At 49.2% G+C, this 21,798-nt stretch carries 23 protein-coding genes and 2 pseudogenes; all 25 read right to left on the bottom strand.

Annotated elements, in window-relative coordinates:
* Positions 1 to 14: 14 nt before the first annotated feature.
* The 25 genes and pseudogenes from DMI82_RS16770 to yihA all read right to left on the bottom strand — a co-directional run bounded on the left by DMI82_RS16770 (position 15) and on the right by yihA (position 21,796).
* Positions 15 to 1,751, bottom strand: coding sequence for a C40 family peptidase (locus DMI82_RS16770; protein ID WP_110104037.1), 1,737 nt, complete (start codon positions 1,749 to 1,751; stop codon positions 15 to 17).
* Positions 1,744 to 2,127, bottom strand: coding sequence for a DUF3851 domain-containing protein (locus DMI82_RS16775; RefSeq protein WP_005335863.1), 384 nt, complete (start codon positions 2,125 to 2,127; stop codon positions 1,744 to 1,746). Before DMI82_RS16775 ends, DMI82_RS16770 begins: the two co-directional genes overlap by 8 nt.
* Entirely contained in the window at positions 2,124 to 4,523 is a 2,400-nt protein-coding gene (locus tag DMI82_RS16780; RefSeq protein ID WP_110104038.1) for a VirB4-like conjugal transfer ATPase, CD1110 family, read from the bottom strand. The genes DMI82_RS16775 and DMI82_RS16780 overlap by 4 nt, the downstream gene beginning before the upstream one ends.
* A complete protein-coding gene (locus tag DMI82_RS16785; protein WP_110104039.1) occupies positions 4,480 to 4,935 on the bottom strand; it encodes a PrgI family protein in 456 nt (151 codons plus the stop codon). Before DMI82_RS16785 ends, DMI82_RS16780 begins: the two co-directional genes overlap by 44 nt.
* 20 nt (positions 4,936 to 4,955) lie before the next feature.
* Positions 4,956 to 5,825, bottom strand: a complete 870-nt coding sequence (locus DMI82_RS16790; protein ID WP_004797480.1) for a VirB6/TrbL-like conjugal transfer protein, CD1112 family — start codon at positions 5,823 to 5,825, stop codon at positions 4,956 to 4,958.
* 69 nt (positions 5,826 to 5,894) lie between these two features.
* Positions 5,895 to 5,996 (bottom strand): annotated as a pseudogene (locus tag DMI82_RS16795) (Maff2 family mobile element protein); the annotation flags it as partial.
* Between the two features lie 149 nt (positions 5,997 to 6,145).
* Positions 6,146 to 8,032, bottom strand: coding sequence for a group II intron reverse transcriptase/maturase (ltrA, locus tag DMI82_RS16800; protein ID WP_110104040.1), 1,887 nt, complete (start codon positions 8,030 to 8,032; stop codon positions 6,146 to 6,148).
* Positions 8,033 to 8,739: 707 nt separating this feature from the next.
* A pseudogene (locus DMI82_RS16805) lies at positions 8,740 to 8,868 on the bottom strand (Maff2 family mobile element protein); the annotation flags it as partial.
* Between the two features lie 220 nt (positions 8,869 to 9,088).
* Positions 9,089 to 10,918, bottom strand: coding sequence for a VirD4-like conjugal transfer protein, CD1115 family (locus tag DMI82_RS16810; protein ID WP_110104041.1), 1,830 nt, complete (start codon positions 10,916 to 10,918; stop codon positions 9,089 to 9,091).
* Positions 10,915 to 11,415 (bottom strand): PcfB family protein, encoded by a 501-nt coding sequence (locus DMI82_RS16815; protein WP_002570687.1) that lies wholly within the window; start codon positions 11,413 to 11,415, stop codon positions 10,915 to 10,917. The genes DMI82_RS16810 and DMI82_RS16815 overlap by 4 nt, the downstream gene beginning before the upstream one ends.
* Positions 11,416 to 11,501: 86 nt before the next feature.
* A complete protein-coding gene (locus DMI82_RS16820; RefSeq protein ID WP_006775630.1) occupies positions 11,502 to 11,921 on the bottom strand; it encodes a DUF4313 domain-containing protein in 420 nt (139 codons plus the stop codon).
* A gap of 12 nt (positions 11,922 to 11,933) precedes the next feature.
* Positions 11,934 to 12,245 carry a DUF5720 family protein gene (locus DMI82_RS16825; protein ID WP_006775629.1) on the bottom strand — a complete coding sequence of 104 codons (312 nt, stop codon included), beginning with the start codon at positions 12,243 to 12,245 and terminating at the stop codon, positions 11,934 to 11,936.
* A gap of 22 nt (positions 12,246 to 12,267) precedes the next feature.
* Positions 12,268 to 13,014: a BRO family protein gene (locus DMI82_RS16830; RefSeq protein ID WP_110104042.1), complete on the bottom strand. Its 747-nt coding sequence runs from the start codon at positions 13,012 to 13,014 to the stop codon at positions 12,268 to 12,270.
* Positions 13,015 to 13,048: 34 nt separating this feature from the next.
* A complete protein-coding gene (locus tag DMI82_RS16835) occupies positions 13,049 to 13,918 on the bottom strand; it encodes a DUF6017 domain-containing protein (protein WP_110104043.1) in 870 nt (289 codons plus the stop codon).
* A gap of 66 nt (positions 13,919 to 13,984) precedes the next feature.
* Positions 13,985 to 14,176, bottom strand: a complete 192-nt coding sequence (locus tag DMI82_RS16840) for a hypothetical protein (RefSeq protein WP_320077636.1) — start codon at positions 14,174 to 14,176, stop codon at positions 13,985 to 13,987.
* Positions 14,177 to 14,199: 23 nt separating this feature from the next.
* On the bottom strand, positions 14,200 to 14,475 hold the full coding sequence (locus DMI82_RS16845) for a DUF5720 family protein (RefSeq protein WP_110104045.1): 276 nt from the start codon (positions 14,473 to 14,475) through the stop codon (positions 14,200 to 14,202).
* A 12-nt stretch (positions 14,476 to 14,487) separates the two neighbouring features.
* Entirely contained in the window at positions 14,488 to 15,414 is a 927-nt protein-coding gene (locus DMI82_RS16850; RefSeq protein WP_062807364.1) for a ParB/RepB/Spo0J family partition protein, read from the bottom strand.
* Entirely contained in the window at positions 15,371 to 16,192 is an 822-nt protein-coding gene (locus DMI82_RS16855; protein WP_024738648.1) for a ParA family protein, read from the bottom strand. Before DMI82_RS16855 ends, DMI82_RS16850 begins: the two co-directional genes overlap by 44 nt.
* Before the next feature lie 478 nt (positions 16,193 to 16,670).
* On the bottom strand, positions 16,671 to 17,063 hold the full coding sequence (rpsI, locus tag DMI82_RS16870; protein ID WP_110104046.1) for a 30S ribosomal protein S9: 393 nt from the start codon (positions 17,061 to 17,063) through the stop codon (positions 16,671 to 16,673).
* A 16-nt stretch (positions 17,064 to 17,079) separates the two neighbouring features.
* On the bottom strand, positions 17,080 to 17,508 hold the full coding sequence (rplM, locus tag DMI82_RS16875; protein WP_021650595.1) for a 50S ribosomal protein L13: 429 nt from the start codon (positions 17,506 to 17,508) through the stop codon (positions 17,080 to 17,082).
* Positions 17,509 to 17,751: 243 nt separating this feature from the next.
* Positions 17,752 to 18,489, bottom strand: coding sequence for a tRNA pseudouridine(38-40) synthase TruA (truA, locus tag DMI82_RS16880; RefSeq protein ID WP_021650594.1), 738 nt, complete (start codon positions 18,487 to 18,489; stop codon positions 17,752 to 17,754).
* 157 nt (positions 18,490 to 18,646) lie between these two features.
* The gene (locus tag DMI82_RS16885; protein WP_015527359.1) at positions 18,647 to 19,450 is read right to left on the bottom strand and encodes an energy-coupling factor transporter transmembrane component T family protein; all 804 of its coding nucleotides are present in this window, start codon (positions 19,448 to 19,450) and stop codon (positions 18,647 to 18,649) included.
* Positions 19,447 to 20,334 carry an energy-coupling factor transporter ATPase gene (locus DMI82_RS16890; RefSeq protein WP_110104047.1) on the bottom strand — a complete coding sequence of 296 codons (888 nt, stop codon included), beginning with the start codon at positions 20,332 to 20,334 and terminating at the stop codon, positions 19,447 to 19,449. The genes DMI82_RS16885 and DMI82_RS16890 overlap by 4 nt, the downstream gene beginning before the upstream one ends.
* A complete protein-coding gene (locus tag DMI82_RS16895) occupies positions 20,319 to 21,170 on the bottom strand; it encodes an energy-coupling factor transporter ATPase (protein WP_059086107.1) in 852 nt (283 codons plus the stop codon). Before DMI82_RS16895 ends, DMI82_RS16890 begins: the two co-directional genes overlap by 16 nt.
* 14 nt (positions 21,171 to 21,184) lie before the next feature.
* Positions 21,185 to 21,796, bottom strand: a complete 612-nt coding sequence (yihA, locus tag DMI82_RS16900; protein WP_015527362.1) for a ribosome biogenesis GTP-binding protein YihA/YsxC — start codon at positions 21,794 to 21,796, stop codon at positions 21,185 to 21,187.
* Positions 21,797 to 21,798 lie beyond the last annotated feature (2 nt).

The following is a 21,798-nucleotide window of genomic DNA, read 5'->3' on the forward strand; positions in this document are numbered from 1 at the left end:
CTTAAAAATCTCTGTTACCAGTTCATCAGACCATAGCCTTTAATGCTTTGATAATTCAGGTCATAACTTTTGATCTTGCAGGCATCGCCGGAATTTCCCTCCACGGTATAAACACGGCTGCCATCCGTACCGATCACGATACCCACATGGTCTGCTGTCCCATCCAAATCCCAATCAAAGAAAATTGCATCTCCGGGAGCCAGATTGTTATAGCCTCTTGCACCCCATTGTCCATGAGACTGGAACCACGGAACGCCCTGCCACTCACAGCCTGCAAAGCGCGGTTCACTTTTTCCAGCCTGGTTATAACACCAGGATACAAAGCAGGCGCACCACTCCACGCGGCTGTCAAAGCCATACCAGCTCCAATAAGGATAGCCGCCCACATTGCCCACCTGACGCTTGGCCAGTTCCACCAGCTGAGGATTGCCGGGGCGGGTACCGTTAATGAACTGCACACCGGACAGATCTTCCGAGCCGCTGGTATCAGGGGAACCGCCGCCAAACAACAACGGCTTATTGCCCATGGTCTGTCGGTAGACCTGATACATTTCCATCTGCTCCGGGGTCAGAATCTCCGACGCCACAGCGGAAATGGGCTTGCTGGTGAGTTTCACATTCAAAATGTAATACTCATAGGGGACTTCTTCTGAGGTGGTCTCGCCGGTCTCCGGGTCGGTGGAGGTCTCCGTGCGGTAGCGAATCTCCACTTCCTCAGTAAGCGTCAGCTGATACTGTGCTGCAAACACACGCGCCAGCTCTGCCTGAGCGCTCTGCCGGGTGTAGCCTTGCAAGACGGCAGAGAGAAATGCTGCCAGCTCATGAGGGTCATGGCCGATCATACCAAGGTCATAGCGATACTCGTCATACCCTGGGTGACTGCTTTCAATGTTGTCGATTTCCTCCTGCAACTGGGCTTCTCTGGCTGCATAATCTGCCTCCACCGCCAGCATTTCCGGGTCATCCGACGGATAGGTGGTGCCGGAGAGAACGGAACCGATGCTCTGCGCCATCATGGAGCAGGAGGACATGGTATTCATCAGCATACAGGTAATGAGGAACAAAACCCCTGCCATCAGGAAACCCTTCTTGTGGCGCATGACGAATGCCCCTGCCTGCTGTACCTTTTCTTTTACCGTCCTTGCGGCTTTTCCGGTTTTGGATGCCGCCTGGGCGGTATTTCCGGCAGTCTGACCGGCGTGTTTGGCGGCGGCATACTGCTTTTTGATGGCCTGCTTTTGCTGCCAGCGTGAAAGAGGGTTGCTGGCAAACTGGGGATTTTCCTGCAAAGATTTCTGGTACAGAACATTTACATTTGCCTTTTCCAGTTGACGCTCTGCCTGGGCTGCTTTGCGGTACGGCTTCAGCTTGTGGCTGCGATAGCCCTCCCGCACCAGATAAGCGCCGGTCTCCACCGCTTCCTCGGACTTGTGGGCGCTTTCCACGCCCACATTGTCCTGTTCTATTTCCCGGATCTCTTTGTGGAGCTTGCCCGCAACCAGATGGACGGGAGCTTCCTTGACCCCTTGAGAAAGTTTGGAGGGTGGCTTTTTCTTGTCCTCAAAGGTCAACTTCGAGGTCTTTTTTCCGGTATCCGGGTCGATGACCGTCTGCCTGACCTTTTTCTTTGGGATATTGGCCTGCGCCTTATCTGCTCTGGCCGCAGCTTTCTCCGCTTTACGGATCGGCTTTTCCAGCGCAGGGTCAGACCGTTCCTCATCAGTAAAGCGCAGGCGCGGCTCCTTATTCAAACCATTCTCCCAGCATGAGGGAGGACATCATGTAGTGCAGCTCTGCATAAATGGCCATTCCCACAGGATCGTTGAACATACAACCGGACAGGTAGGCATAAAACTGTGCCACCACATCGGACAGGATTTTCGCTTCGGTTCCTTCCAGAACCAGACCACCCATACCTTCCTTGGCACGGATGGTGCTCCAGACCTCTGCCAGACGGAGCAGCCCCACCTGACCGGTCTCATTCAGTTCGGCTGCCTGATCTGCCGCCGTGCGGCACTCACTTACCGCATCAGCCATGACCGTAAGCAGCTGGCTACGCTGGGCATTTACCGCCCTGTCAAAAAACATCAGCGGGTTTTTATTCAAAATGTTGGGGTTCATAATCATTCATCCTCCTTTTTCAGTTCCTGAGGTTTGGTGGTCATAATACGGTACAGCTCGGTATTCTTCGGGAAGTGATCCACGAAAGGCAGGATCGTGGAACCATAGAACAACAGGCCCTCGCCCTCACCGGAGTGGGTCACATAGCTAAGCTGGTGCGTGGAAATGCCCAGCTGCTTGGCAAGTATCTGACGGTCTCCGCCTGCCTGGTTGAGCATATACACGAAGTCGGAGTTTTCAAAGATGTTCTCTACCTCGCGGCTGCTCAAAAGGTCTTTGACATTCTGGGTGATACCTGTCGGGATTCCGCCCCATTTACGGAATCGCTTCCAGATTTCCACTGTATAGGCAGCGGTCTGTTCCTCCTTCAAAAGCAGGTGCATCTCGTCGATGTAGTAACGGGTGGACTTGTGGGCAGCGCGGTTAATGGTAACGCGGTTCCACACCTGATCCTGTACCACCAGCATACCGATTTTCTTGAGCTGCTTGCCCAGTTCCTTGATGTCATAGCAGACAATGCGGTTGTTGATGTCCACATTGCTCTGGTGGTTGAACACATTGAGGGAGCCGGTTACATAGATTTCAAGGGCCGTAGCGATATACTGGGCTTCCTTTTCCTCCTGTTTCCGAAGCAGGTTATATAGGTCCTCCAGTATGGGCATATTCTCCGGGCGCGGGTCATTGAGGTAAGTCTGATAGACCAGACGCACACAGCGGTCGATGATGGTTTTCTGCACCGGCTGCAAGCCCTCCTTACCGCCCACAATCAGCTCACATAAGCTGAGGATAAAATCAGACTTGAGGGACAGCGGGCTTTCATCATCCGAGTAGTCCAGGTTCAGGTCCATCGGATTGATGTAGTTGGTGGAGGTAGGCGAGATCTTGATGACCTGCCCATGCAGACGCTCAACAAGAGGTGCGTACTCCGCTTCCGGGTCACAGATGATAACATCATCACTGGTAAGCAAAAAGCAGTTGGCAATTTCTCGTTTTGCGCTGAAGGACTTACCGGAACCCGGCGTACCCAAAATCAAGCCGTTGGGGTTTTTCAGCAGCTTTCTGTCTACCATGATGAGATTGTTGGACAGGGCGTTGATGCCGTAGTACAGAGCTTCTTTGCCGTTCTGGAATAGTTCCTGTGTGGTGAACGGTACAAAGATGGCCGTAGAACTGGTGGTCAGTCCTCGCTGGATCTCGATCTGATTGAGTCCCAGGGGCAGACAGCTCATCAGCCCTTCTTCTTGCTGGAAGTCCAGCCTGGTCAGCTGACAGTTATACTTCTGGGCAATGGAGCCTGCCTGGAAAATGTTGTTGCCAAGCTGACGGGGATTGTCCGCTGTGTTCAGCACCAGAAAGGTCAAAAGGAACATTCTCTCGTTGCGGCTCTGCAAATCCTGCAAGAGTTTTTTCGCTTCACTGCCGTATGTGGCAAGGTCAGAGGGAATGATGTCCATGTCATATCCGGCGCGGACTGCTTTTTTCTGTTCCTCAATCTTACTGCGGTCAAGGTCGGTAATCTTGCGCTTTACCGTTTTGATGGCTTTCACCTGATCCACCGACTGAATGTGCATACTCACAATGAGCGAGCTTTCCATATCCAGAAAATCAGCCAGCAGACGGTCATTCAGCTCCGGTGCGAGAATCTGCAAAAAAGAAACAGCCCCGTATTTCTTGCCCATACGGAACTGCTTGCCGGTGCGGAACTCAAAGGAGCTTGGTGCAATAAAATCCTTTGTGGACAGACCGGAAGGGGCCAGCCAGTCCCATTCAAACTGAAATGGGAGCTGTTCGTCCATGTGGAATACTGCATGAAGCTGAGAAAGCCTTTCTTTACCGTCCAGCGTTCTGGCAGCTACACCAAGACGCTTGAAGTTATTAAGTATATCGGTCTCAATACGCTCCAGACGGGGCTTGGCAGCTTTGATGCTGTCTGCGTCGATACCAAAAGTCAGGTATTTGGTCTTGATGAGACCGTTGTTACCTCTGGCCAGCTGATTTTGCAGCATTGTGGTGTATTCCTCGCGGATACTGTCAAAGGCATCCCTCTGGGGCGGGATGGAAATGGAGTTAGCAAAGGTCTCCTCCGATGCCGCAAGGTTCAAAAAAGACAGCTGGAAATGAATCGAGCTGTCAAAATAATTGAGGAAATCACACCAACCCTCAAAGATTGCCGTCTTATCTTCGTTTTGGGAGAGCTGATAGTTGATGTCCTGAAACTGAATGGTCTTTGTGTAGTGGCTGTCCGATATGCGGCAGATTCCGTCCGGCCACATCCGTTCATAAGGGATACTGTCCTGCGCAGATTTTCCTTTTTTGTCCGTGCGGTTGGCGCGGACAATGGCCGCTTCGATCTGCTTCTTATCGGCGCGGGACAGCTTTTTCTTTGTCTTTACCGGCTGCACAGTTTTTTCCTCGGTTTTCCCGAACATCCGATGCAGCCATTTTTTTATTGCGGTGAACAATGTCATACACCTCCTTATCGAGCATTTCCTGCCGCTTTAATACGGCATAAAAGTTATTGGTCTGGTAGGGACGCTGCTTGGGACGGATCACAGCTACTTTGAGAATGTTGCCCACGATCTTTTCCAGGGGCTGTCCATGCTTTTCGTACATAGCCATCATAAAGAATGGCAGTATAACCAGCATCATACACATAGCCGCTACACTGTTTCCGGTAGGTTTTCTGAGCAAAAAGAAAAGCGGTACGCCAATAAGCGCTCCGCCCGTGAAGCAGATAAGCTGCCGCTTGGTCAGATTGAACATGACCTTTGTTTTGACTTTTGTTAAGTCCTTGGGTACGGGTACATAAGCCAATGTGGAAACCTCCTTCCGTTTTAGTGCGCCTGAAAGACTGATTTGGCGAGACTGCCGGTTTTGAACAGCGTAAAACATAGCAGTACGGTGTAGCCCACGCAGCTCCAGATTGCCATGATGATGTCATCTTCCAGAGCGATGTTCTGCACCAGCACAGCATAAATTGCCACGCAGACGATAATGAGAAACGCCTGAAAGCCCAGCGCCAGCAGGGATCGGAGGTAATTCTGGCCCATACCGCCCCATTCTTTACCCATCATTGCAGCCATTGGAACGGGAGCCACCGAAGTCACAAGGTAGATTTCGATCATACGGCCATAAATAACGATAAAGATACAGATATACAACGCCCACATAGTAATGCCAATAAAGAGGGATTGGAACCACAGTCCGAACAGCGGTCCCAGATCCATTTCCATCAGCCTCGGTTCCAGATCGGTCATAACTGAGGAAATGTCAATGGACGCATCCGAATTGATAATCCCTGCCGCCTGCGCCACTACGCTCTGCGCCATATCAAAGACGCCCATCACGATATTCCATGTGTTTGTGACAATGAGGATGGCGGCAGCTGATTTGAACACCCACTTGAAAATCATCCAGGTATCCACATCATGCAGGTTGTTCTTGTCTGCAATCATCTGGATCAGGTCTACGGTCATCACGATAGCCAGAATCACACCTGCAATCGGCACCATGATGGAGTTGGACAGATTCTCAATCATGCTGAAAATACTGCCATTCCATCCCTGTGGGGTCTGGCCTACCTGTACGGATATATCCGCGACCTGCTGATTTACACTGTCAAACATCCCCGAAAGGTTGCTCATAATACCGCCCACCAGCATTTCTTTCAGCCAATTTGTCAGGGCTTCAAGTAAGAAATCCATACGGTGTCAACCTCCTTTCCGCCGCCCCCGCAAAGCTGCGGGAGCGGCAAGGATTTCATACGGAGACGCTTAGACAGAGAAAAGCCCGGAGAGCAGAGGTACAAGGACCATGCCGACTACGGCTACACCAGCACCGGCCATGAGCTGCTTCATGCCCTGGCTCTTGGCGCCGGATAGCGATAGGTAATCTTTTGATATAATCTCCAGATTTTCCCCCGCTCCACACCGTGCATGCAGCTTTCACCGCACACGGCGTTCCATCGAATTCAACAGCCAAGGTTTTTCATATACGATTTACACACTTCGTAACAGCATATTTATCAAAGAATGATTACAGGCATTTCTGCCATAGTTCGAAGTTTGTTAAGCTTTGCAAGTTTAGAATCATCTAATTGCAGTGGGTTCAGATATTCTCTGATAGTGATTTCAGACGATGCATGGATAATCACATGGATGGCTTTTGAGACTAAAATCAGATTTTCGTATGCATCTGTACCACCTTTGCCTAATGGCATTTTATGATGACAGTGAATGTCGTATACTTCCATAGGAAGTCCTGTAACTGCACATTTTCCATATTGAGCCGCAAATAGTGATATTCTGTTGTCTGTATATTCGATTGACCTGCCCTTGACAGGATTACGCATCAGCCATAACATTGCGTCGGTATTAATAGCTAGATTCTTATGAATCAGCTCTCGTCCCTTGACAGTGTACTTATTGATGTTTTTCCTTTTGTTTTGGGCATTTTTCTGCGGAACGGCTCCCACTGGAACAATGGGACGTTCGTGCAGAAATCTCAATTGCCTGCTTTTACCATACTTGTCCTTGATAAAACCATTTTTCAGAGAACCCTTACGGGACACATCGCCTTTCAGCCGATTTCTAAGCTGTTTATTGATACTGAAGGCAAGCTTTCCAAAGTCCGCTGTTGTTTCTGTTGCTATACAGTAGTATTCATGCAGTCCTGCGACTACAGAATTATATTTCTGTAACTGTATAAACTGAGCTGTGTCATCTGGCGAATGAGCCAAAGTTTTTACTTCCTTGGTCAGCTTTTCATGAGCCTTTTTGTATGCCTTGTCACACATATGTGACCTGACGATATATTTCTTTCCCTTTTTCCGCACTTTCAGTTTGAATCCGAGAAAATCAGAATACTGTCTTTTTAGATTGACAACCTTAGATTTGTCTGGGCTTATATCAAGACCCAGGCGGTCTTTTAACCACATTTCTGTGGCTTTATACGCTCTGACGGCTTCTGCATGTGTAGGGCAGAAGATCTTGAAATCATCGGCATATCGCACCGCATGCACTTCTTTCAATCTGCTTCTGCGCAAAGCCCTGTAAGCATGGCTTTTGATAACTGTTCCCTGCTTATTGCTTCTTGTTGTAAAATCTGTTTTCGTTGGCATTTCTTCCCATTGGGAAGTAATCCACCAATCCAACTCGTTCAAAACAATGTTTGCAAGCAATGGCGACAGGATACCGCCTTGTGGGGTTCCCTTGGTGGGGAAAGTTTTATCTCCATTTGGCAGAATAACAGGTGCTTTCAGCATTTCCTTAATGATGCATAACAGTTTCTTATCTCTTATTCCCAATGCCCATATCTGCCTTATCAGTTTAGTATGATTGATGTTATCGAAAAATCCTTTAATATCAAGGTCTACTACGTGATACATATGCTGTACCTGTATCAATCGCATACACTGAGCGATGGCATGTTCAGCGGATCTATTCGGGCGGAATCCGTAAGAATTATCGCTGAATTTTGCCTCGCATATCGGCTCCATGACCTGTAAGATGCATTGCTGTACCACTCGGTCAACGATAGTTGGAATTCCCAGAGGTCTGGTCTTTCCATTGGGCTTTGGTATCTCCACACGCTTTACTGGGCGTGGGTGATAGCAGCTGAATTGCTTTCTTATGAGACGGACATATTCTTCCTCGTTTAATTTAGCAAGGTCATTAATTGTCCTTTTGTCCACACCTGCGGTATCACTTCCTGTATTCGTCTTTATCATTCTGTATGCCAGCTTGATATTCTCTTCACTTTCGATGATTTCCATAAGATGATTAAATATCTTGTCTTTCTTACTGTCTGCATACAATCCATCAAAAGTACTTATCATGTCATAATACTCAGAATTGCGGATTTTTCTCTGTTTAGATTTCTGTTCTTGCTGTTTCGAAGTCAACACAGGCATCCTCTCCCTTCGGTTTGGATTTTCTTTGTCATACTCGAAGCTGCGTTTATCGTATATTCATTTTTTTCTGTTGAATTCGACTTGGGGCTATCCCTCCACGATGTTTAGCATCGCTTCACAGGTACTGTGCCCCTACTCTCACTGGGATTAAGTACGGTTGTACCGGTTTTGCCCGGCTTTCCCGTCCAACGACCTGCAACGGCTTGTTTCATACGTTCCCAGCTTTCCACGTTCCGATATTCCTATCATTGATTATCTTTAGGTCCTTCCTCTAAGCCTGTGTCCAATCATGCATAATCATATCGCCTGTAACGATATATGGATGTTCATAACAACCATTCTTACTAATCCACGGACACGCCCGTACAAGGGCTACTGCCTTTCGACAGTATCAACGTTTAGACTCGTACATTCGGAAGTTCGTCAGTACTTTCGTACATTCTGACCATGGGTAACCGACACCCGGCATATAGGTAGCACCATCCACCGCTGGATAGCTTTCGTATATGGTAGTTAGCCATATTTACGGCTACTCTCTGCCGACTTTACCGAGCTTCTGACACTTTGGCGGTTGCACGCTGATGCCAGTCGGAGTATCAGTGTGAGCGCTTCGGGGCGTTACTCCCTCATTTCACTCATCGGAATATCAGTTCTCCAAAGTTTCAGGCTTGAAAGCCCTTCGACTTTGTGCGTAAGCTTTTCACTTACGAACGTGTCGCACGGTTGTCGTTGCCGTAACCTTCCAGCAGGTTGATAACGCCCCAGATACCGAGACCGGCACCGAGCGCGATAACGAGGGTCTGAAGAACGGTGATTGCCTGTTCAAAAAATGCCATATAGTTTGTTAGCCGGAATCTGATTAAAAAATAGGTTTGTCATGTCTCATAGGCATACAAAAGCCGGAACAATCTGCCGCCCGGTTTCCGGGGGGCATGATTCCGGCTGTCCTCCTTTTTCATTATTTTTTCTTGCGATTGTCCGCTTTGTACGCCAATGGCCCATAGAGGGCAGGTGCGGCGAATAGATAAGATCACTCCCTTCTAAAGCGGAACGAAATTAAGCGCCCTTTGTGTCTACTTCATATACATCGCAGACCTCATTGGGCTTGAGTTTCAGCCTTGCGGACAAGAATGCTTCAATATCAAAAGCGTTCTTGTCATCCGCGTCGGCAGTGTACTTGAAATTGGGGTGCTTGGTGATGTCGTACTTATCCGAAAGGAAAGGACGCACACCGCGCAGCTGGAGGATACACTTGCCTCCATCCATAACAGCAAGCTCATCCTGGCTCATCAGCTCTTTCCCCAATTTTTGATAGTTGAGTGAATGGGAGGTTTCCCTCCCACGGCTCTCTCCGGTGTTGTAGGTGTCGATGGTTTCCTTGCCCAGCACGGCAGCCAGCTCTTTGAGGGTAGTCGGCTCTTTACCGCCCAGGAAGATGGATGTATCCATGTTACCGATGATGGTATCTGCGTTATCCTTATAGATCGCCTTGAGCTGACTCTGTGCCTGCAACACCAGACAGGCAGAGATTTCACGGCTTCGGATGGTGGCCACCAGCTTTTCCAGTTTCGGAATCTGCCCGATGTTAGCACACTCATCAATCAAACAGCGCACATGAACCGGAAGCCTGCCGCCATACACATCGTCGGCTTTTTCGCAGAGCAGATTGAAAAGCTGGGTATAACACATGGAGATCAGGAAGTTAAAGCTGTCATCCGTATCACTCATTATGAGGAACAGAGCAGTTTTCCTGTCTCCCAGAGTATCCAGCTCCAGCTCATCATAAGCCGTGACCTCACGCAACTCTGCAATGTCGAACACGGCAAGGCGAGCGCCGCAGGAAATCAAAATCGACTTGGCTGTTTTTCCGGCGGCCAGCTTATATTTCTTATACTGGCGCACCGCAAAGTGGTTTGGCTTCTCGGCTTCCAGTGCATCAAACATCAGGTCTACGGGGTTTTTGAACTCCTCGTCATCCTCACGGACTTCCATGGCGTTGATGAACTCAATGAGGGTGGAGAAGTTTTGTTCCTCCACCGGAGCCTCATAATGGATATAGCCAATAAGCGCGCAGTATAACAAGGTTTCTGCTTTTACCCAGAAATCGTCTCCGGCCTTGCCTTCGCCTTTGGTATTGGCGATCAGCGTTGTTACCAGCTTCAAGATGTCCTTTTCGCTATGGATATAGGCGAAAGGGTTATAGTGCATGGACTTCTTGAAGTTGATGGTATTTAGGACCTTGATTCGGTACGGCTCATAAATGACCTTGCCGTGCTTATCCTTCATAGGCTTTCCGTCTTTCCCCAGCTTGGGTGCGCCCCTTTGGAGCATTTTTCCGCACTCCACCAAAATGGTTCCCTTCGGGTCTGTGACCACATAGGAACTGTGCATCTGCATCAGATTCGGTTTGAGCCAGAAGCGGGTCTTACCGGAACCGGAGCCGCCAATCACCAGCACATTTTTGTTTCTGGCGGTCTTTGGGTCCTTGGGGCGGCTGTTCATTGTCAGGCTCTCCGTTTTCGTCAGAATCACATTGTTCTGGAATACCGGGTCGATGTAGGGTGCAATGTCCTCATGGGTTCCCCAACGGGCAGAACCATACTCCATGCCGTGACGGTACTTCTTGGCGTTTTTACTTTTGAGATACACCGCCAGACGCAGGCCAGCACCGCAGCACAGCCCCACCAGCAGATCCAGCGGGTGCAGGCTGGGCCAGATGCTTTGCAGCGCCCCAGGCAGGACAGCAAACAGAGAAAGGAATTTCGCTGAAGCATTTGCCCCCTGAGCCAGTCGCCATGCCTCCCCGAAGTTGGTAGTAAACAGCCCCATCAGGAGATAGGGCAGGTTCAGCAAAACGAGCTTTTTGATGTCAAACTGCTTTTTCATCGTTCCAGCTCCTTTCGCTTGGTGCGGTCCACCACGGCATTTTTGACCATCTCTTTGAACTGACTGAGTTTTGCCAGCACAGACGGGCGTTCTGTTTTCTCGGCCTTCTTGACCTTTTTGCTGGTGTACTCGGTAAATGCAGCGGTCAGCGCATCGGCGTCACGGCCTTTGAAAAAGATCAGGTACTTGGGTGGGGAGCTACTGCGGTCTTTCTTCACCGCATAGTCCACACCATATTTCCGGGCGATCTTCTCAAATTCCTTGATGGAAGGGTCTGTGATCTCGATATTGGAGATCCCCTGATTCTGACCAATGAGCTGCTTGACGGTCTGTTTTCCGTGGGGTGTCACAGGAGCGTCACGGCTTCTTTGCTTTTGCAGCTTCTTTTCCTTGCAGTGGGCCATGTACTTGCTGATGGCGGCTTTGAGCAGCCTGCCGGTGAACTTTGTTCCACTGACAACCAGCGTTAAAGTTCTGTTTTCCACTTCTTCCTGCATTTTCATCGCCTCCTTTCCACAAAATGTGCAGGGGTGGTGCATTTTCTTCTAAGGCGGGACCACCAGCCGCCGGAGAAAATATTTCTTCATCGCTCCATCCCGCGGCTCTTTTTCTTTACCGGCTTCTTATCCGGCAAATTCCACTCTTCCCGAAACTCTGCCACACCTTTGGGATCAAATACCTTCAACTTCTCCAGATCAAAGGCAACGGCAGAATATTTTCCATAACCGGACTGCACCTGATAGGGAAGCACCTTCCCCAATTTGTTCTCTTTGATGAATCGCAGCAGGTCCTTGCTGATGTCACCGGAAATAAACGCCTCTCCGGGGTCCAGGGAATATCCCGGTAGGTTCACCGTCATATCTGCAAACGGTTCTGCTCCATCTTCTGTATGGGTAATCATGCCGATATAAAGCCGCTGATTATTCGCATACATCCCAAGTTGCAGCGATATGGTTTCTTCCCCATATTCCCACTTGAAGGGGACTTTCTTTTCCTCATTCATATCAGATTCCTCCTATCGTATCTGTTCTTTGTGGTCATAAAACAAATCTCCATTTCTGACCTTTGCATGGCTGAGAATCTTGATCTGCCCCTTTGCCTGACTGTCCAGAGCTTTTTCATAGCCTATATCTGACAAAAACAGGCGGGTTCGTTCTCCTTTCCAGCCCACCGGGGAGTCATTCGTCAGCACATCAAAAATAATCATGTGCCGGGTGTTCTCCGCAAATCGCTGAAGATCCATGTAGTCATGGCCGTGATAGTTCTGCGCCCCGGCTTTCTGACGCATTTCCTCCATCAGCTGACCGATTGTTTTTCCTTCCTGCATAAAACCCACTTCCTTTCTGTTCTTATAAGACCAGCAAGATCATCTCCCGCAGCTGAGCAAAATAGAGCTTGCCCTGGGGCGTGACCAGCGTGTAGGAACCGGTATGACCGTGGTTGCAGTAGTCTTTGACGCAAAACAGCCCTGCATTTTTCACATTGGCATAAGGCAGCACATTGCCGGATGCCGTGCGGTACACAAACCGCCGTTCTATCAGAAACCGAACAAACCGGCGCTCCGGGACATCCAACTCTTTGGCGGTAGTCCTGAGATTGGTGCTGTGCTTTAAGTCGATGAACAGGTCATAGAAAGCGGCTTTGCCCTCCAGCTGTGCATTTTCCTTACGCAGAGAAATATTCGCTTCACGCTCAGCCAACAAGTCTGAGCAGAGCTTCATCAGAGCCTCCGGGGAAGTGGCAACCTCCCACAGCTTCTCTTTTGTGAGATAGGCCCCGTGCTTACGAATAGTAGGCAGGACATCATCGAATACCCACTGTTCAAACCGCTCTGCCGATGGCAATTTGCTGTGAACGATCAGGCGGTACAAATCTCCTTCGGGGATAAAAGTCATACTGATTTTGCGGTCGGGGCTTTGTGGGTGAGGTGCGTCGCGTTTCACGACATACCTACAATGGCGGATAATTGCATCGCGGGGATTGCTGTACCCCAGCGCAGCGGCCACATCCGTTCCGCAGAACAGGTATTTGCCGTTTTCTTCGATGACCCGGATACTGCCAAACTCCGGGTTTTTGAAAATTTCCATCTGGTTCATGTCGTGCCTCCTTTGGCATGATAAAAGGCGGCCTTTACCAGCCGCCTGCGTGCATATCGTGGTTGACCAATGAAGTGAAGTGATTGTTCATGGTGGTAGGCGCATTGAACAGCACTGCAAGCAGGTACTGCTTCATGTTGCGTACCTGGGTGGTATTCTTTTGCAGACAGTCCATGACAAACTCGATGTGGGAGCTGTCCAGTTTCAAAAAACGGGAACGCACGATCTCGTGAGGGAAGTCTGCCCCAGAGATCCGGGTGGTCTTTCGTTTGGCACAGACCGTTTCGACCAACAGCTCTACGATCTCATTTAGGTCATCCAGGTAGAGAGGATAACGCTGCTTCAAGCAGTCATACTCGATATTCTCCAAAATCAACTCCCGATAATTTTCTATCTCTGTGACAGACATCGCATCCCTTCCTTTCCGTTCCGGCGGTCTTGCCGCCGCTGTTTCCCGGAAGGGAATGGAATCGGTACTTGATCCATAAGTAATTGATTTTTCTGTATTTGATTTCTCTATATTTAATTCTGCGGGCTTTTCCATATCCGGTCTTACCATATCCGGGTTTTCCGTATCTGGTGAAGCCGTATCCGGCTGGGACATATCTGGCTGGGGCTGTTCATAGATGACATACTCGGTATCTGTAATCCGCCCACTTTTATCGCGTCTCTGATGGCGCACGATATATCCGGCTCCTTCCAGTTCACGCAGGGCAGCACCGATGGCATCCACGCCTTCCTTACAGATCTTTGCAAGGCCACGGGTAGTGTAATTCCAGTCCTCTGGCAAAGACAGCATCATGGAAAGCAGCCCCTTGGCTTTTAACGACAGATTTGCATTTCGTAAATGATGATTGCTCATCACGGTATAATCACGGGTCCGTTCAATGCGAAAAACGGCCATCGACCTCACTCCTTCCGAATTTTGGGTACAAAAAACCGCAATCCTCATTTCAAAGAATTGCGGTGTTCAGCGCTTTTCAAATTTTCTTGCATAGAACCAAAACAGCGGCTTTTGGGGACGCGCCTCTGTAAATGGCTCCTCCTGGGCGAAAGGAAGTGTTTGCATCACGCGGTCAATATCCGTTGAATCCATGTCATGCTGAGATCTGCAATCTTCCCGGATTGCTTCTTGAATTTCCTTTACCGTACACATAGTCATTCCTTTCCTTTCGTTGTATGGGTTTATGAGCGGCGGCGTTTTCCCGGTTTGAAATCGAGGATATGTCCCTCAATCACACGAGCGTAACGCTTGATTTTGATCTCCCGGCGCTGTTGGCTTTGCAGGGCGGTCTGATACCCATCCTCAGTCAAAAACAACCGCATTTCATCTCCGCGGCTGCCGTAAGCAGTGCTGGGACGCAGGACGGAAAACTCGATCATCCAGCGGGTATTATCCCAAAACCTCTCTACGGCGAGAATGTTGTGTCCTTTCAGCTCACGGGCTGAAATATCCCTCATAGGCGGCTCCTTTCATCGTTCCTGGTCTCTCTGACGCTTTTTCTGCCATGCCTCCAGCAGCTTGATGATGGTTTCCTGCATCCGCTGGGGCGTGTAGCTTTTGGGGAAATACTTCCGCAAAGTGTCAGAGGTAAATGTCACTCGGTCCAGATCACTTTTCTTTTCCTCACCCATGATGACACGCATCATATCGAGGGTCAGATGCCCCTCTTGGCTGTATTTCTTGAGCCGCTGGGCTTGGGAAAGAGAAGGGGTAGCCTGTTCACTGTCCATCGCGTCCAGCAGGTCTACCTGTTCCTCCTTTTTGAGAAAGGACAACTCATAGGCAGGGTTCAGGGCAATCTTCTTTTCATCCACCATATCCATCAATTCAGGAATCAGCTCTGTCAGACGGATAAATCTCTTAATCTGTGATTTGCTATCTGGACTGTTCTCCGCGATTTTTTCTGCCGCAGTCAACTTCGGCCCAACTTGGGCCGAAGTTAAATCCGTCCTGGCTCCTTGGTGCTTAATGGCATCCAGCTTCATTTTATAAGCAAATGCTCTTTCACTGGGGAGCAGGCTTTCTCGTTGTAAATTGCTGTCAACCATAATGATTGTAGCGGCATCATCATCCAAATCCCGAACAATGACCGGCATGGTCTCCTTTTCTGCCAGTTCACTGGCTCTGTGCCGCCTGTGTCCGGCTACCAGCTCATAACCGCCCTCCGGGTCCGGTCGGGCAATGGCCGGAACCAGAACGCCATACTGCTTGATACTGTCAGCGGTCTCCATCATGGCTTCGTCATCCTTGACTTTGAATGGGTGGTTCTTGAACGGATGCAGTTCAGACAACGGAATTTCCTGAATCTTTTCCAGCTTTGCATCCTGGCGGCCTTCTTCGGTGGAGAACAGATCATCTACCGATGCCAGCTCTATTTTTTTCGCGCTGCTTTTCAAGTTTCAACACCTCCTTCGTCAGATTTTTGTAGCCCTCTGCCACCTTGCCGCCGGGATCATGGGCAAAAATGCTTTTTCCCTCGGCGCTGATTTCCTTTGCCCGGACAGAATGGGGAATCTCTGTGCCGAATACTTTGATCTTGCTGCCATAGGTCTCTCGCAAAAGTGCGGAAATCTCTTTGGCAAAGTTGGTTCGGCTGTCAACCATCGTCAGCAGGATACCGTCTATCTGGAGCTTGGGGTTGATCTGCCGCTTTACCTTGTTTACCGTGGAGAGCAGCTGTTCCAGCCCTTTGGCGGGCAGATACTCCGCCTGAACGGGAATTATGATCCTGTTTGCAGCGGCCAGCGCATTGACTGTGAGCATCCCAAGGGAGGGCTGGCAGTCGATGAGGATATGGGAGTATTGCCCCTTCAGCGTGTCCAGATATTGCCTCAAGATAGTCTCACGGCTCATGGCATTTACCAGGGATACCTCCATACCGGATAACTGGATGTCCGCAGGCATCAGGTCTACGCCCTCTGGGTGGTGCAGGATACCCTCGCCGGGACGAAGCGGCTCATCCATCAGGATACGCCCCATAGCGTCCGACAGCGTAAAGGGCAGCTTGTCCGGTTGTGGATTGCCCAGGCTGATAGTCAGGCTTCCTTGCGGATCTCCGTCGATCAGCAGGACTTTCTTTCCGGCCTGTGCCAAACCGATTCCAAGATTGGCACAGGTGGTGGTTTTGCCAACGCCGCCCTTCTGGTTGGCGATGGCGATGATTTGCGTGTTCATTGACTTCACCTCATTTCTGATTGTTGCTGTTGCTTCTGGAAATAGAAAAAGCCGCCACTCCAAAATAAAAAGTGAAGTGACGGCTCTTTCTATGGCCGGAATATGAGTTCCTGAAATGAAAAAAGCACCCAGTCATTTTACACTGAGTGCTGTATCAAATTCATATTCAATTATTCAAATTAGGTCAAACTATGCCAAACTGCCACAGCCAAAAACGAGGGGAAAGATGGCTGAAAAGTAGCCCCCAAAACACCCACAAAATCGGCTCTCGGTTAACCACTTTGGGCACCACTTGACCCTCTTTTTGCCCTCTTTTTGGCCGGTTAACCACTTGCGGACCACTAAAAATTGGGTGAAAACGGCTCTCGTTTTGCTAAATTTGGTCAAACTATATCAGCCCGTTTAGATATAGTAAAACCCCGGAAAACCTTGATTTTCCGGGGTTTTTGAACCATTTTGATACGGTTTGAACAGCAGATTATCTCTTGCTGAACTGAGGCGCGCGACGAGCTGCCTTGAGACCGTATTTCTTACGCTCTTTCATACGTGGATCACGTGTAAGGAATCCAGCAGCTTTAAGAGCTGGTCTGTAGTCTTTGTCTGCCTCAAGGAGTGCTCTGGAAAGACCATGACGGATTGCTCCAGCCTGTCCTGTGTATCCACCGCCGTGAACATTAACGATCACGTCGAATTTACCCTCTGTCTCTGTTAAAGCCAGTGGCTGACGAACGATAACCTTCAGAGTCTCAAGTCCGAAGTACTCATCGATGTCTCTTTTATTGATAGTGACTTTACCTGTTCCAGGTACCAGGTAAACTCTTGCGATTGATTTCTTTCTTCTTCCTGTTCCGTAGAATTTTGCGCTAGCCAATGTTTTCTACCTCCTATTAAAATGTTAAAACTTCAGGCTTCTGAGCCTCATGTTTGTGCTCTGGTCCTGCGTATACGAAAAGTTTCTTGTTCATAGCTCTTCCAAGAGGTCCTTTCGGAAGCATTCCCTTAACTGCGAGCTCGATAACCTTCTCAGGTTTCTTTGCTAACATTTCTTTTAATGTGGTTTCTTTCATTCCACCAACATAGTCGGAGTGGTTATAATAAATCTTCTGCTCAAGCTTCTTGCCTGTAACTTTGATCTTATCAGCGTTTACAACGATTACATAATCTCCTGTGTCAACGTGCGGTGTAAACTGAGGTTTGTTCTTTCCTCTTAAAACACTTGCAACACCGGATGCCAGACGTCCCAGAGTGCAACCCTCTGCGTCAACTACATACCATTTTCTTTCGATTTTATCCGGATTAGCCATATAAGTCTGCATGGTCCTACCTCCTGTTATTTATCAACGATAATGTTTCTCAAACCGCGGTACTTCCGCGAAAAAAAGTAAATGGAAACGCGGGTGCAAAATAAATCGCGGAAATGTCCGAAACCGCTGATAAAATGCCGTCGCCGGGGCTATTGGCTCAAGCATCTTCGCACTACGTCACATTGAGTTATTATATTATAAGGCACCTTGCCTGTCAACTGTTTTTTCTTGTAATTTTCAACAAAATTCCTGTTTTCAGAAAAACTCGATTCCCATCAGCGTCAACCCCTGAGCCGGAGCTGTGGGGCCTGCTGCCCCGCGGTCACAGGCTTTCAGGATCTTATCCATGCGTTCCGGCGGATACTGCCCGTTTCCGATCTCGATCAGGGTTCCGGAAATGATACGCACCATATTGTAAAGGAAACCTGTTCCTGAAATGCGGATGGTCACCATGTCACCATCTCTCCACACGTCCATGGAGGTCACGGTACGGATGGTGGTCTTCACCTGTGCGCCGGAGCCGCAGAAGCTGGCAAAATCATGGCGTCCGATCAGATAAGATGTTGCTTCCTTCATCTTATCCACATCCAGTTTATAATGGTAAAAATAAGAGTACAAACGCTCCGTTGGCACCGGAAACCGCCGGTTCAGGATACGATATTCATATGTTTTTTCACTGTCACAGTAACGGGGATGAAAATCCGGCTCCACCTCCTCAGAAAGCTGGATACGGATATCCTCCGGAAGTCTCTGGTTCAGTGCATAGGAAAATTTTTCCCCGGGGATCCTGGATTCGGTATCAAACACCGCCACATTTCCAAGAGCGTGCACTCCTGCATCTGTACGGCTGGCACCGATGGTCTCGATTTTTTCCCCAAGCAGCTCACTTAAGGTATCGTTTAAAACGCCCTGAATGGTGATTCCATTTGGCTGTGTCTGCCAGCCTGAGTACTTGGTTCCATCATAAGCTACAACAAGTCCTACTCGTTTCATAAAATATATTCCCTCCTGATACAGACATCCCTGCAGTACTTTCTATCCCAAAACAGACATACCGTCCTGCAAAATGCCTGCCTGATCCGATTACAGTTCCGCTGTGCAAAATGCAACGCTTCGGACCGTTCCATGTCTGAGTACCGGCAGGATTTGGCTACAGTCCCGCCACACGGAATGCAACACCCACCGCAAGATATGCCACAAGGATCCCATAGGCCGCATAATCTCTTTTTTCATAATGCAGCGGCTTCATTTGAGTTCTGTGCTCTCCACCATGGTAACACCTTGCTTCCATGGCCATTGCCAGATCATTGGCGCGACGGAACGCCGAAATAAACAGCGGCACAAGAAGGGGTACCATATTTTTCGCCTTCTGGATCAGGTTTCCGTTTTCGAAATCTGCACCTCTGGCGATCTGTGCCTTCATGATCTTATCCGTCTCCTCCAGAAGGATCGGGATAAAGCGAAGGGCAATGGACATCATCATGGCGATCTCATGTACCGGCACCCGGATCTTGTTCAGCGGACGGAGCAGTCTCTCCAGACCATCTGTCAGCTGATTCGGCGTGGTAGTCAATGTCATGATGGAAGATCCGATCACAAGGTAAACAAGACGGATCGCCATTCTTCCTGCAAGAACAAGGCCTTCCCTTGTGACCTTGATGATCCCGAAACGCCACAGCACTTCGCCAGGCGTCAGGATGATATTGAACACAACCGTGATCAGAAGGATCATAACGATAGCCTTCAGACCCTTGAACATGAATTTCACCGGAACCTTGGATATTGCGATCATAGCTACCAGAAATGCTGTTGCCACCGCATATCCGAGAAATGTATGGAACAGGAACACAGAGATCAGAAATCCCAGAGTTCCCAGAAATTTGGTCCGTGGGTCCAGTCTGTGAAGAACGGATTTGGCCGGATAATACTGGCCAATGGTAATATCTCTGATCATTTTTCCGCCCCTCCTTTGTTCAGTAATGGAGAGTTCGCCTGCGCAAGTACGGCAAGGATACTGTCTCTGGCTTCCTCCACCGTTGTGGCATCTGCATCCACATGCAGCCCATGTTCCTTCAGCGCATGCATGATATAAGTGATCTGCGGTGCGGCAAGTCCCATGGTTTCCAGTTCCTTATAATGGGAAAAAACCTTCTTCGGCTCATCATCAAATACAGCTTCTCCGTGATTCATAACAATGAGGCGCTCCACGTATTTCGCAATATCCTCCATGCTGTGGGAAACCAGAACAATGGTTATCCCTCGCACCTTATGAAGCTCTGCGATCTGATCCAGGATATCATCCCTGCCCTTCGGGTCAAGCCCTGCTGTGGGCTCGTCCAGGATCAGAATCTTCGGGTTCATGGCAAGAACCCCTGCAATAGCTACTCTTTTTTTCTGGCCTCCGGAAAGCTCAAAGGGTGATTTCTTGAAATTGGACTCTTTTACTCCAACCTGAGTCAGCGCCTGCTTCGCTTCTTTCTCTGCTTCTTCCCTGGAAAGTCCCTGATTCATAGGTCCGAAACATACATCCGAGATCACATCATTTTCAAACAGCTGATGCTCCGGGTACTGGAACACCAGACCAACCTCGCTGCGGAGCTGTTTCCGGTCATATTTCTCAGCCCACACATCTTCTCCGTTATACAGAACCTGGCCGGATGTTGGCTGTACCAGCGCATTCAGATGCTGGATCAGCGTGGATTTTCCGCTTCCTGTGTGTCCGATGATCCCGATAAACTGGCCGTCCGGGATCACAAGGCTGACATCCTTCAGCGCATGGCTCTCATAGGCTGTCCCGGGGCTGTAGGTATAGGTTACATTTTTTAATTCGATTGACATAATGCGCTCACCAGCTCCTCTGTAGTCAGTATTCCATCCGGAACATCCACGCCGGATTTCTTCAGTTCATATGCAAGAAGTGTTACCTGTGGTACATCCAGTCCATACGCCTTAAGGGTATCCACCTGGGAAAAGATCTCTTTGGGATTTCCCTGCATCACAACATTTCCGCTGTCCATGACATAAACACGGTCAGCATGGATCACTTCCTCCATGTAATGGGTGATCAGAATGACTGTTACCTTTTCCTTACGGTTCAGCTCCCGCACTGCCTCCAGGACTTCCTTTCTTCCGTTAGGATCCAGCATGGCGGTAGGCTCATCCAGAATGATGCACCGCGGGCGCATGGCCATCACGCCTGCAATAGCCACTCTCTGCTTCTGCCCTCCGGAAAGTTTGTTTGGGGACTGATAACGATAGGCTGTCATACCGACTTTTTCCAGGCTGTCATTCACCCGTTTCCAGATATCATCTGTAGGAACTCCCATATTTTCCGGACCAAAGCCTACATCCTCTTCCACAACGGTTCCTATGATCTGGTTATCCGGATTCTGAAATACCATTCCTGCCTTCTGGCGTACCTTCCAGAGTTTGGTCTCTCTGGCGGTATCGATCCCGTCCACCAGCATCGTTCCCTCTGTTGGGATCAGAAGCGCATTCATATGCTTCGCCAGTGTGGATTTTCCGGATCCGTTATGTCCCAGAACTGCCACAAATTCTCCTGCTTTAATGTCCAGGTCCACATCATTGACTGCACGCTGCATGTCTACCACATTGCCGTCATCATCGTATCTCTGATAGTCAAATCCCAGCTTAAGCGCCTTGATAATTCCCATCTTTTCTGCTCTCCTTAATCCTCTGTAGCTGCCGGTTCACCAAGGCCGGTCAACTCATCGATCAGTGCCCATATCTCGTCTCTTCCCTGCTTCGTCTCCGCAGAAAACGGAAGGATCTTTCCCTCTTTCGGAAGGCCCAGTCCGATGCGGATCTCCTTCAGGCTTTTTGCCACCTGGCTGCGTTTCAGCTTGTCAAGCTTGGTCGCGATGATCACCGGCTCATATCCGTTGTGACAGATCCAGTCATACATCTGCTTGTCATTGGCGGAAGGCTTGTGGCGGATATCCACCAGGAGAAAAACCGCACGGAGCTCTTTGGAATTATGAAGATAGCCCTCGATCATTTTTCCCCATTTTTCCTTCTCTGCCGCAGAAACCTTGGCGTAGCCGTAGCCCGGCAGGTCTACGAGATACATTGCTTCATTAATATTATAAAAATTGATCGTCTGTGTTTTTCCCGGCTGTGCGCTGGTTCTTGCCAGGGCCTTGCGGTTCATCAGACCATTGATCAGGGAGGATTTCCCTACATTTGATTTTCCCGCAAAAGCTACCTCCGGCCTTCCTGTGTCCGGGATCTTGCTTGTGATGCCGCAGACGATATCCAGCGATACGTTTTTGATTACCATTC

The sequence above is a fragment of the Blautia sp. BCRC 81119 genome, assembly GCF_003184505.1.
Classification (GTDB): domain Bacteria; phylum Bacillota; class Clostridia; order Lachnospirales; family Lachnospiraceae; genus Blautia_A; species Blautia_A fusiformis.

Excerpts from the sequence above, each read along its gene's own strand:
- DMI82_RS16820 (WP_006775630.1), bottom strand. The coding sequence starts at position 11,921 with ATGAATGAGGAAAAGAAAGTCCCCTTCAAGTGGGAATATGGGGAAGAA.
- DMI82_RS16830 (WP_110104042.1), bottom strand. The coding sequence starts at position 13,014 with ATGAACCAGATGGAAATTTTCAAAAACCCGGAGTTTGGCAGTATCCGG.
- rplM (WP_021650595.1), bottom strand. The coding sequence starts at position 17,508 with ATGCAGACTTATATGGCTAATCCGGATAAAATCGAAAGAAAATGGTAT.
- ltrA (WP_110104040.1), bottom strand. The coding sequence starts at position 8,032 with ATGCCTGTGTTGACTTCGAAACAGCAAGAACAGAAATCTAAACAGAGA.
- DMI82_RS16810 (WP_110104041.1), bottom strand. The coding sequence starts at position 10,918 with ATGAAAAAGCAGTTTGACATCAAAAAGCTCGTTTTGCTGAACCTGCCC.
- DMI82_RS16825 (WP_006775629.1), bottom strand. The coding sequence starts at position 12,245 with ATGCAGGAAGGAAAAACAATCGGTCAGCTGATGGAGGAAATGCGTCAG.
- DMI82_RS16840 (WP_320077636.1), bottom strand. The coding sequence starts at position 14,176 with ATGACTATGTGTACGGTAAAGGAAATTCAAGAAGCAATCCGGGAAGAT.
- DMI82_RS16895 (WP_059086107.1), bottom strand. The coding sequence starts at position 21,170 with ATGGGAATTATCAAGGCGCTTAAGCTGGGATTTGACTATCAGAGATAC.
- DMI82_RS16855 (WP_024738648.1), bottom strand. The coding sequence starts at position 16,192 with ATGAACACGCAAATCATCGCCATCGCCAACCAGAAGGGCGGCGTTGGC.
- DMI82_RS16890 (WP_110104047.1), bottom strand. The coding sequence starts at position 20,334 with ATGTCAATCGAATTAAAAAATGTAACCTATACCTACAGCCCCGGGACA.
- yihA (WP_015527362.1), bottom strand. The coding sequence starts at position 21,796 with ATGGTAATCAAAAACGTATCGCTGGATATCGTCTGCGGCATCACAAGC.
- DMI82_RS16885 (WP_015527359.1), bottom strand. The coding sequence starts at position 19,450 with ATGATCAGAGATATTACCATTGGCCAGTATTATCCGGCCAAATCCGTT.
- DMI82_RS16845 (WP_110104045.1), bottom strand. The coding sequence starts at position 14,475 with ATGAGGGATATTTCAGCCCGTGAGCTGAAAGGACACAACATTCTCGCC.
- DMI82_RS16835 (WP_110104043.1), bottom strand. The coding sequence starts at position 13,918 with ATGGCCGTTTTTCGCATTGAACGGACCCGTGATTATACCGTGATGAGC.
- DMI82_RS16775 (WP_005335863.1), bottom strand. The coding sequence starts at position 2,127 with ATGATTATGAACCCCAACATTTTGAATAAAAACCCGCTGATGTTTTTT.
- DMI82_RS16790 (WP_004797480.1), bottom strand. The coding sequence starts at position 5,825 with ATGGATTTCTTACTTGAAGCCCTGACAAATTGGCTGAAAGAAATGCTG.
- truA (WP_021650594.1), bottom strand. The coding sequence starts at position 18,489 with ATGAAACGAGTAGGACTTGTTGTAGCTTATGATGGAACCAAGTACTCA.
- DMI82_RS16815 (WP_002570687.1), bottom strand. The coding sequence starts at position 11,415 with ATGCAGGAAGAAGTGGAAAACAGAACTTTAACGCTGGTTGTCAGTGGA.